Origin of the sequence: Pseudomonas berkeleyensis (genome assembly GCF_014109765.1) — a bacterium.
Lineage (GTDB): Bacteria > Pseudomonadota > Gammaproteobacteria > Pseudomonadales > Pseudomonadaceae > Aquipseudomonas > Aquipseudomonas berkeleyensis.
The window spans coordinates 2,815,506-2,825,893 of record NZ_CP059139.1; the positions used below are offsets into that span (position 1 = coordinate 2,815,506).

General features: G+C 60.5%; 12 protein-coding genes. 10 read left to right on the top strand and 2 right to left on the bottom strand.

Features of this window, described 5'->3' with window-relative positions; all coding sequences use genetic code 11:
- Positions 1-144 precede the first annotated feature (144 nt).
- The 9 genes from coxB to HS968_RS13145 all read left to right on the top strand — a co-directional run bounded on the left by coxB (position 145) and on the right by HS968_RS13145 (position 6,857).
- Complete coding sequence (coxB, locus tag HS968_RS13105) at positions 145-1,035, top strand: cytochrome c oxidase subunit II (RefSeq protein WP_182371541.1); 891 nt, start codon at positions 145-147, stop codon at positions 1,033-1,035.
- On the top strand, positions 1,032-3,563 hold the full coding sequence (ctaD, locus tag HS968_RS13110; RefSeq protein WP_182371542.1) for a cytochrome c oxidase subunit I: 2,532 nt from the start codon (positions 1,032-1,034) through the stop codon (positions 3,561-3,563). Before coxB ends, ctaD begins: the two co-directional genes overlap by 4 nt.
- Positions 3,563-3,916 carry a hypothetical protein gene (locus tag HS968_RS13115; protein WP_182371543.1) on the top strand — a complete coding sequence of 118 codons (354 nt, stop codon included), beginning with the start codon at positions 3,563-3,565 and terminating at the stop codon, positions 3,914-3,916. Before ctaD ends, HS968_RS13115 begins: the two co-directional genes overlap by 1 nt.
- Complete coding sequence (locus HS968_RS13120) at positions 3,907-4,716, top strand: cytochrome c oxidase assembly protein (RefSeq protein ID WP_182371544.1); 810 nt, start codon at positions 3,907-3,909, stop codon at positions 4,714-4,716. The genes HS968_RS13115 and HS968_RS13120 overlap by 10 nt, the downstream gene beginning before the upstream one ends.
- A gap of 410 nt (positions 4,717-5,126) precedes the next feature.
- Positions 5,127-5,444: a hypothetical protein gene (locus tag HS968_RS13125; RefSeq protein ID WP_119691286.1), complete on the top strand. Its 318-nt coding sequence runs from the start codon at positions 5,127-5,129 to the stop codon at positions 5,442-5,444.
- 11 nt (positions 5,445-5,455) lie between these two features.
- Positions 5,456-5,917, top strand: coding sequence for a hypothetical protein (locus HS968_RS13130; protein ID WP_238338949.1), 462 nt, complete (start codon positions 5,456-5,458; stop codon positions 5,915-5,917).
- A 113-nt stretch (positions 5,918-6,030) separates the two neighbouring features.
- Positions 6,031-6,255, top strand: coding sequence for a PLD nuclease N-terminal domain-containing protein (locus tag HS968_RS13135; RefSeq protein WP_182371545.1), 225 nt, complete (start codon positions 6,031-6,033; stop codon positions 6,253-6,255).
- 92 nt (positions 6,256-6,347) lie between these two features.
- Complete coding sequence (locus HS968_RS13140; RefSeq protein WP_182371546.1) at positions 6,348-6,677, top strand: four-helix bundle copper-binding protein; 330 nt, start codon at positions 6,348-6,350, stop codon at positions 6,675-6,677.
- The gene (locus HS968_RS13145) at positions 6,678-6,857 is read left to right on the top strand and encodes a hypothetical protein (protein WP_182371699.1); all 180 of its coding nucleotides are present in this window, start codon (positions 6,678-6,680) and stop codon (positions 6,855-6,857) included.
- A gap of 32 nt (positions 6,858-6,889) precedes the next feature.
- On the opposite strand, the gene katE is transcribed toward HS968_RS13145, so the two are convergent.
- Entirely contained in the window at positions 6,890-9,028 is a 2,139-nt protein-coding gene (gene katE / locus HS968_RS13150; RefSeq protein WP_182371547.1) for a catalase HPII, read from the bottom strand.
- 216 nt (positions 9,029-9,244) lie between these two features.
- On the opposite strand from katE, the gene HS968_RS13155 reads away from it, so the two are divergent.
- Complete coding sequence (locus HS968_RS13155; protein WP_182371548.1) at positions 9,245-9,769, top strand: DUF4142 domain-containing protein; 525 nt, start codon at positions 9,245-9,247, stop codon at positions 9,767-9,769.
- Positions 9,770-9,788: 19 nt separating this feature from the next.
- On the opposite strand, the gene HS968_RS13160 is transcribed toward HS968_RS13155, so the two are convergent.
- Entirely contained in the window at positions 9,789-10,271 is a 483-nt protein-coding gene (locus HS968_RS13160; RefSeq protein WP_182371549.1) for a CinA family protein, read from the bottom strand.
- Positions 10,272-10,388 lie beyond the last annotated feature (117 nt).

Consider the following 10,388-nt stretch of genomic DNA (forward strand, 5'->3'; position numbering starts at 1 on the left):
CCCGGCCTCCCTGAGCAGGTGAATGAAGAAACCCGGCACCGCCAAAGACGTCGCCCTTGCCTGCAATTGACCACGCTGATGCTGGCAGTTCCGCTTATATCCGCGTGCAGCGGGCCGCAATCGGCGCTCGACCCAGCGGGGCCAATGGCATGCGAGGTGGCGATCCTGTGGTGGGTGATGTGCGGTTTCGCCACGGTGGTGCTGGTGGTGGTCACCGCCCTGTGGGTGCATGCGATGCGGCGCACGCCGCGCCAGGTCGATGAGCAACGCGCGCGAGTGATCACCCTGCGCTGGCTGGTAGGCGGTGGGCTGATACTGCCCAGCGTGAGCATCGTCCTGCTGCTGATCTTCGGCATTCCCATCGGCCATCGCATGTTGCCGCTACCCCTGATCGGCGAGCAGCCCTTGCGCATCGAGGTGATCGGCCACCAATGGTGGTGGGAGGTGCGCTACCCGGACAGCGGCGTGGTCACCGCCAATCAGTTGCACCTGCCTGTGAGCCGGCCAGTGGATCTGGACGTCACCAGCGCCGACGTGATCCACGCATTCTGGGTGCCGCGCCTGGGCGGCAAGATCGACATGATCCCTGGGCGGCACAACAAGATTCGCCTGCAAGCCGACCTGCCCGGCACCTTCCGCGGCCAGTGCTCGGAGTTCTGCGGCACCCAACACACCCACATGATCCTCAACGTGCAGGCCCACGAAGACGACGACTTCGAGGCCTGGCTACAGGCCCGTCGCGAGCCACACGTAAGCGCCCTACCCGGCGCGGCCGGAGATGCCTTTGCCGAGCGCTGCGGCGAATGCCACCGCGTTGCCGGCGTTACCGAGGGCCAACGCGCACCAGACCTCACCGACCTTGGCTCGCGCGTCAGTCTCGGCGCCGGAGTGCTGGCCAACGAGCCCGGCGCGATCCTGCATTGGCTGCAGGAGCACCAGCGGCTCAAACCCGGCAATGCCATGCCGCTCAATGACGACATCGACCCCGACCACCTCAGCGCCATCGCAGACTGGCTGGAGACCCTGGCACCGTGAGCAACGACAAGACCGACAAGGCACTCGATCCGGATCAGCTGCACGACCAGTTCAACGACGTCTGGGGCAATCCGCGCGGCTGGAAAGCCCTGACCATCGTCAACCACAGCACCATCGGCATCCGTTTCATGCTCACCGGGCTGGGCTTCTTCCTGTTCGGCGGGCTGCTGGCGATGCTGGTGCGCACGCAGTTGGCGATACCCGGCTACGAGTTCCTCGAACCGGACATGTACAACCAGGTCTTCACCATGCACGGCACGGTGATGATGTTCCTGTTCGCCGTGCCGATGATGGAAGGCCTGGCGGTCTACCTGATCCCGAAGATGCTTGGCGCACGCGACCTGGTATTCCCGCGGCTGTCGGCGCTGGGCTACTGGTGCTACCTGTTCGGCGGGCTGATCCTGTGCGCGAGCCTGCTGCTGGGCATCGCACCGAAGGCCGGCTGGTTCATGTACACGCCGCTATCGAGTGCAGTGCATACGCCGGGGCCGAACTCGGATTTCTGGCTGATCGGCATCACCTTCGTGGAAATTTCTGCGGTATCAGCGGGCGTCGAGCTGGTGGTGTCGATCCTGCGCACACGCGGCGAAGGCATGTCGCTGAACAAGATGCCGATCTACGCCTGGTACATCCTGGTGATGGCGATGATGATCGTGGTCGGCTTCCCGCCATTGATCCTCGGCAGCATCCTGCTGGAACTGGAGCGCGCCATGGGCCTGCCGTTCTTCGAAGTCGCGCGTGGCGGCGACCCGATCCTCTGGCAGCACCTGTTCTGGCTGTTCGGCCACCCCGAGGTGTACATCATCTTCCTGCCGGCCGCCGGCATCGTCTCCACCCTGCTGCCGGTGTTCTGCCAGCGCCCGCTGGTGGGCTATCGCTGGGTAGTGCTGGCGATCCTCACCACTGGCTTCATCAGCTTCGGCCTGTGGGTACACCACATGTTCACCGTGGGCATTCCGCAACTGGCGCAGGCGTTCTTCTCGGCCGCGAGCATGCTGGTGGCGGTGCCAACGGGCATCCAGGTGTTCGCCTGGATCGCCACCCTGTGGCTGGGCCGGCCGCAGTACCACGTGCCGATGCTGTGGCTGGTGGGCTTTCTGATCGTATTCGTGTGTGGCGGGCTGACCGGGGTGATGCTGGCCCTGGTGCCGTTCGACTGGCAGGTGCACGACACTCATTTCGTGGTCGCGCACATGCACTACGTGCTGGTGGGCGGCATGTTCTTCCCGCTGCTGGCCGGCATCTATTACTGGCTGCCGCATTTCTCCGGGCGCATGCCATCGGCGCGCCTGGGCAAGTGGGGATTCTGGCTGGTGTTCATCGGTTTCAACGTCACCTTCCTGATCATGCACTGGACAGGGCTGATGGGCATGCCGCGGCGTATCTATACCTACGAGGCCGGTCTGGGCTGGGACTTGCCCAACCTGGTGTCCTCCATCGGCAGCTTCATCATGGCGATGGGGATCGCCACCATCCTGCTCGACATCGTCTTGCACTTTCGTTTCGGCCAGCCCGCGCCGAAGAACCCGTGGAGGGCCGACACCATGGAGTGGGCCACCAGCCTGCCGCCCTGCCCCTACAACTTCGTCAGCCTGGCCAAGGTCACCGAGCGCCACCCGTTGTGGGAGAACCCGGATCTTCCGGAAAGCATCGCCCGTGGCGAGCACGCGCTGACGGTGATCGATCACGGTCGCCGGGAAACCTGGGGTGTCGAACCGCTGACCGGCAAGGTGCGCGAGATCATCCACCTGCCCGGCAACAGCTGGCTGCCCTTCATCGCTTCGCTGTTCATCGCGGTGGTCTGCCTGGGCCTGCTGAGCAAGTTCTACTGGGTATCACTGGCCGCTACCCTCGCCGCGCTGGTGGTGCTTTTCCGCTGGAGCTGGGAGAACGGCGCACACCCAAATGCCGCACCGGACGCCAAGGTTCAGCCCGGCGAGCCGCCGTTGCATTCACGAACCTGCGACGGCCCCGGCCTGTGGGGCATGGGTGTGACGCTATTGGCCAACGGTGCGCTGTATCTGGCGCTGTTGTTCGGCTGGTTCTACCTGTGGACGGTGTCGCCCAACTGGCTGGTGCCCGATGCACCGGTGATCGATCAGCGTCTGCTGCTGGCCAGTGGCGTACTACTCGCCATCGCGGTGCTCTGGCAGCGACCAGTGCTCAAGCGGCTGCGCAAAGGCCAGGGCGAACCGCGCACCCTGCTGACCTGCTTCGTCGGCATCGCCTCTATCGGCCTGTTGCAATCGGCGTTGCTGTTGTGGGCGCTGCTGGGCGGCGACCTGGCACCGCGCGCCACCGCCCATGACGCAGTGATCGTGGTGCTGCTGGTCTACAGCCTGGTGCATTGCCTGCTGGCGGCCATCCTCAGTGTCCTGCAGGCGCTGCGCGTGCACCACGGCTACGTCTGCGTGCAGACGCCCTACGAGCCACTGGTGGTCGAGCAACTCTGGCAATACAACCTGGTGGTGTTGTGGATCACCTACTGCTCGGTGGTGCTGTTCCCACCGACCTTCGGAGGAGCCTGATGCAGCCGCTGCGATCGCCCTACAACCCCATCCACATCCCGCTCGGGTTGGTGATCTGGAGCCTGTGGTTCGTCGCACTTTACGGGGGGCTCTCGGTGGGCTGCTCGCTCGCCCCGCCTGCGCCAGAGCAAGGCCAGTGGAACTGGCTGAATGCCGTGCTCGGTCTGTTCAGCCTGCTCACCATGGCGCTGCTGCTGTGGCTGGCGCGCCTGTTTCAGCTAGCTGCCAGACGTGAAACCGAGCGCCCTGCCCGCTGTTTTTCCGCGCGACTGGCTGCGGGCGCTCACCTGATCAGCGCCATCGCCACCCTGTTCATCGCCATCCCGACCCTGAGCCTGCCCCCATGCGTTTGATCAGCATTGTTCTGCTTGCTTCGCTCCCCGGTTTTGCCGCTGCTCATGGTCTGCTCGACGGCCACCTCGAAGAACGCTTGCCGGTCTGGCTGAGCGCGCTGCTGCTGGGTGCGGCCTGGCTGCTGTACATCGTCGGTTGCCGCACGGTAAGGCCGCATGGCCGCGAGGCGCTGTGGATGCATCTGGCTATGGTCATCACCGTACTGGCGGTATTCGGCCCGATCGACGACTGGGCGGAAACCAGCACCAGCCTGCACATGGTTCAGCACATGCTGTTCATGATCGTCATCGCCCCGCTCTGGGCCCTTGCCCGACCGCTGCCGCAATGGCGCGCAGCGCTCGGCCCGAAGATCCAGCCGCTGTATAGGGGCATCCTGCGCTCTGGCCGCTACCCGGTAGCGCTGGCCATGCTGCACGGCGCGATGATCTGGGTCTGGCACACCCCCAGCCTGTACATGCTGGCACTGGAAAATACCTGGTGGCACGTGGTCGAGCACGCCTGTTTCCTGTTCAGCGCCTGGCTGTTCTGGTGGTCGTGCCTGCGCGCCAGCCCCAACCAGGTGCCGCACGCATTGATGGCGATACTTTTGACCCTGATGCACACCGGCCTGCTAGGTGCCCTGCTGACCTTCGGCAACACGCCCTTCTATGGCGAATCGCGCGACCTGGCCGACCAGCAACTGGCCGGCCTGCTGATGTGGGTGCCGGGCAGCCTGGTCTATCTGGCTGCCGCTGGCTGGATCACCTGGCGCTGGTTGGCGCGCATATGGCGGCGTCAGGACGCTGCGACAGGGATATGAAACACTCTCAACGACTTAATAAAGTTATACACATCTATTACTTTATATTGCTCGTGCAAAAGTAGAGTAAAAGAAAACCACGTATCACTACAGACACTTTCTTTATTTACCTTGCCGGGACTATCGGTATAAGCGCGACGTCGCTCGTACAGGCATGGTTCAACTTATTTTTTTCTGTCGCGAGACGAAATTCTCACTTTTCACGCCGATAACATTTTGTAAAAAAACGAAAATAATTACAGCTGAAAAATATCTGAAAAAATTCTCCAGCCTAAATGTCACACTCTTCGCAACAGATACAGCCCCTCGCGTGATAGCACTTTAATATTTATTAATACCATTCGTCCTAATCGAGAGGATGAGGCAGATATATCGCTATTTTCCATGAGTGTTATTAAAAGGAGGTTCTCATGAGATACGATCTGAATGGCATTAGGTCTGAGTTATCCGCATATGATGTCAATATGACGTTACGCCCAGACGGAAGTGTGTTACTGACAGTGGATAACAATGGCAAGAGAGTAACTCGAGTCATTGATTCGAATTGCTCCACCCAGGAAGTGATTCGTCTGATCAAATTCGATATGACGCTAGATACGGATGCCGAGTCGATCAACGAAGCTGTCAAGCACTGCAATATCAGCGATTTGCCAACCTACTCCCGCGAGCCGATTTACCGTACGCGCAGTTCTCGCCTATGGGCAATGAGAAAGCTCGAGAAGCTCTGAGGAGAACGCGCATGAACAGACGTGATGAGCCAGCATCTGCTCAAGACAAGCGCACATTGATCGGGCAGATCCGAAAACACATGCCCTCTCGCCATCAGGTGAGTCATGAATGGCCATACGTGGCCGGCTCCACCTGCCTGGTAGTGCTTTTGGTGTGGCACCCCTTCCACCCGACATCGATAGTCGTGTTTCCTCCGCCACCATTGGAGGCCGCGGCTTCTGCAGGCCAGCGCTCGCTGCAGGAAATCGATGCAAGTTGCTATCAGGTGCACACCGAAGCCATAGGCGACGGGCACTGTGGCGAGGACTGTGCGGCCGACAAGGCCTCCTCGCCGCGGTCTGACGAGCCGTTCGAGTTCAGCCGCTCGATTCTCACGTGCCAAGACGGTCATGGCCGTTCGGTGCCGAGCAAGAACACGGACAAACCGCAGAACCTGATAATCGAAGTGAACAAGTCGAATCACTCGTTCTAACCAGCCGGTTTCGATCCTTCTCAAGCTTTCTTACTGCCGTCGTATCCCGATTCATTGATCCAATGGGCGGGGTGGCTGTCGACTGTGGTAGGCCTGCTTGAGGAGGAACGAATATGCCGGACTTCATCATCTACTTCGGGATGGCACTCGCGGCCATCATCATTCTGGTCGAGCTGTGGGCAATCATCAGCGTTTTTCGCAGTGATAAGCCAGTCGGCACCAAAACACTCTGGGCGCTATTCATATGGATAGTCCCGATTATCGGCTTGATCTTCTGGGGTATTGCCGGGCCGCGAGGTCATGGCGATGGCCCAAGTTCACCTGAGCACAGCAAGTGAATTGGCTTCAACAGCATATTGCGCTGCGCTTTTCTCGGGCAGTGCGCAATAAGGCGCTTGCTTTTACAGCACTTGTACAGGCGCGATATTAAATGAGAGATCAGTATAGTTATCTTGATCGTATTACTGCTTACAGCAGTTGCGCGAACAGCTGTGAATATTGTTCAGCGACTTGTTTAGCCGATAAAAATGCCGAGCACAGTCGATGCATCGAGTTGTGCCGTGACTGTGCAGAACTTTGTCGCTTGACTGCGACGCTGATGCTGCGTCATAGCGACTATGCGGTGGTGGCAAGCCAGCTATGCCGAGTTGCTTGTTTGGCCTGTGCGGAGGAATGCGCGTTGTACGCCGACCTACACTGCCAAGAGTGCGCGCGTACCTGCCAGGTCTGTGCAGCTGAACCTCTTGTGAAGAGGGCATGAATGATGGGCACGAACAAAGAACAAGCCACGATGAATCAGCCGTCACCTGTTGAGGATCACTGGCTGGACGATGACCCCGGCAATGAAGATCCGGGGTCACAGTTGGATGGGCAGGTGCCGCTGCACCCAGCAGATCATGCAGACGAGCGTTCAACGCCTACCGACGTCGAACCGCAGTAGCTTCTGCGGCGCCGTCGTGGCGTTGTAGCGGATCAGGCTGGAATGGCCTTGGCGCGGGCCTCTCGTTCCCAGATGCGGTGCTGTTTCAGGGCGTTTTCGAAACGGGTGAATAGCGGGTCGAAGCTGTCGCCTGTCACCAGGCCGTCATCCTCTTCCAGGCCCAGGGCCGATGCGAGGTGAGCCGCCTCTCCACTCAGGGCGATGGGTTTGAGGTGCTTGTAGGCTTCCATCAGGAAGTGCTTGGCCACGCCATCGCCTTGCAGCGTCTTGAGCACGTACTCCCCGCCCGGTACGAATACCGCATCCACGGTAATCGAGGGCTCCGTGGCAAACGAGCCGTCCGGCTGCATGGGCTGACCATCGGAGCTCTTCAGTGCAGCAACCGATGGCGCCAACAGCTTGGCCACAGCGCCGGCACTCTCCAGCGCCTTGATCAGGCTGCCGACTTCATCTGCCTTGCAGCCAGGCGTGAGCATGATTGCCACACGACGACCGCTAATATCCCCAGGCAGCAGGTTGATCTGGCTCAGCGCAGGTGACACTTCAGCGCTGTCGTCGGAGGTCGCCGAGGCCGTGCTGTCCAGGTCGATGCCGAGGTTTTCCGCTACACGCAGGGCCAGCAACGGGTCGATATTGGCCAGTATCTCCTTGACCTGGCGCTCGCGAATGAAGCTGCGTTCGACCTTCGACAGTTCGAAGCTGTAGGCGTCGACGATATGTTGCTGCTCGGCCTCGCTCATGCTGCGCCAGAACAGCGTGGCCTGCGAGAAGTGGTCGGAAAAGCTGGCAGAGCGAACCCGAACCTTGTTGCCGCTCAAGGGTTCCGGATACGAGCTGAAGCCGCCTTTGCTGGCAGCAGGTGGCGTTTCCCGTGGCCAGTTACCGTCGATGGAGTTGGGCTCGTAAGCCGCCCTGCCCTTGTTGATCTGCTGGCGGTGCGGCGCATCACGCTGGTTGTTGTGGAACGGACACAGCGGGCGATTGATGGGAATTTCATTGAAGTTTGGCCCGCCCAGACGCAGCAGTTGGGTATCGGTATAGGAAAACAGCCGGCCTTGCAGCAAGGGGTCGTTGCTGAAATCGATGCCCGGCACGATATGGCCGATATGAAACGCCGACTGCTCGGTCTCCGCGAAGAAGTTGTCCGGGTTGCGGTTGAGTACCATGCGCCCGACCACACGCACCGGCACCAGTTCTTCGGGCACCAGCTTGGTTGGGTCGAGCAGGTCGAAGCCGTAGCGCTGTGCGTCCTCCTCGTCCATCACCTGCAGACCCAATTCCCACTCCGGATAGAGACCTCTTTCTATGTCCTCCCAGAGGCCGCGGCGATGGAAATCCGGATCCTTGCCGGCGAGCTTTTGCGCCTCATCCCAGACCAGCGAGCAGACGCCAGCCTTGGGGCGCCAATGAAATTTCACCAGCTTGCTCTGGCCCTCGGCATTGACCAGGCGAAAGCTGTGCACGCCAAAGCCCTGCATGGCGCGGTAGGCAATCGGAATCGCCCGATCCGACATGGTCCAGAGCACCATATGTGCCGACTCGGGGGTAAGCGAGACGAAGTCCCAGAAGGTGTCGTGCGCCGACGCCCCGGTGGGAATCTCGTTGTGCGGCTCGGGCTTCACCGCATGGACGAAGTCGGGAAACTTGATCGCATCCTGGATGAAGAACACCGGCATGTTGTTGCCGACCAGGTCGAAGTTGCCTTCATCGGTGTAGAACTTCACGGCGAAGCCACGCACGTCGCGTACCGTGTCCGCCGACCCCCGTGGCCCCTGCACGGTGGAGAAACGCACGAACACTGGGGTGCGCTTGCCCGCTTCGCTGAGAAAGGACGCGCAGGTCAGGTCGGTGGCGGGATCGGTGACTTCGAAGTAGCCGTGCGCCGCCGCACCGCGTGCATGCACCACACGCTCGGGGATGCGCTCGTGATCGAAGTGGGTGATCTTCTCGCGCATGATGAAATCTTCCATCAGCGTCGGGCCGCGCTCACCCGCGCGCAGGCTGTTCTGGTTGTCAGCGATGCGAGTGCCGGTATTGGTTGTCAGTGCTTCGCCGGTCGCATCTTCACGAAAGTCATCGAGCTGATCGAGCTTGGGGTTGCCGTTGGCTCTGTCGAGAGTGTCACTGCCCGCCATCTGGCTGCTGCCAGTGGCTTTCGATTGGTCATTCATCAGGCTACTCCTGGTTGTTGTCTGGAGATGCGCGAAGCCGCGCAACGCCAACTTTTGAGGCAGCCCATGGCGCTTGCGTTCGAACAGAATTTTCCTGGGCTGGCGCCACCGTTTCGCTTGATTCAGGGCCGCTAGGTGCGAGGAAAATTTCGCCTGAACTTCGTCCAGGCGACGTCCTTCTACCCCTGTGTATGCACATCCACAGGAGGATCGACCATGTATCTACTTAAACCCCTTGCCTTGCTCGCTGCCGCAGCGCTGGCCATCTGTGCCGTCAGCACCCTGCACGCTGCCAACGAGGTAGAGTCAATCAGCACCGAAGACTTTGTCGAAGAGGCCTCGGCCAAGGGCATCGCCGAGATCGAGACGGCCAAGCTGGCGCTGGAGAAAGCGCGCAGCGAGGACGTCAAAGGCTTTGCGCAGATGATGATCGACGACCACCGCCGAGCGAACCAGCAATTGGGCGAGTTGGCCAAGAGCAAGGATCTAGAGGTGTCCGATGACGCCGAGCTGATCAATCAGGCCAAGGCCATGGTGCTCCAGTTACGTAGCGAAGAGAGCTTCGACAAGGCCTACATGAACAATCAGGTAGTTGCCCACCAGCAGACCATCGAGTTGTTCCGTCGTGGTGTAAAGGTCGATGACGAAGAAATCGCCGCCTTCGCTCGGGAGACGCTGCCCAAGCTGGAACAGCATCTCCAGCATGCCGAGCGGATCAACGGCGCACTCCCGGAAAATTGACCGCTAGCCTGCGCTCGGCTCATGCCGAGCGCAGGCGCTCGTAGTAGTAAGGCAGTTGCAGCAGGGCGTAACGGGCTGCGTCGTGACGCACTTGATTACGCACACCATTGAATTTCACCGTCTCGCTGACGATGCCCTGGTGTTGGTCGAGGCGGATCGCGCAGGCGATGCATTGCACACCGTCCATCTCGTCCTCGGCCTCCGCCAGGCCAGTATTGGCCAGCGCGATATCGGCGTTGCTGTGCTTGAGTGCGCCCAGGGCCATTTCCTGCGCCACCTCCTCGCTGGTCAGGCCGAAGCGTTCGATGGTCAGCGGATCAACGCCCAGACAGCGTTGCTTGGCCTCGGGTGAGTAGGTGACGAAACCACAGTCGAGCACTGCCCCACTGCCTGGAACATCCGCGATCAGCGAGGCGATCAGCCCAGCGGTGCAGGATTCTGCGGTGCACAGCCGCAATCCGTATTTGCTCAGAAAATTCACTACCTGCTCGATGCTCTGCATTGGTGCGGCCTCCGGACATCTTTCTGGGTGTCCGGTGGAAGCTCTCGGCGTGCTCAAAGTTCAACCTTTTCACCCGGCTCGCTTTTGCAAAAAAAGGTCGAACCTTTGCCGCAAATG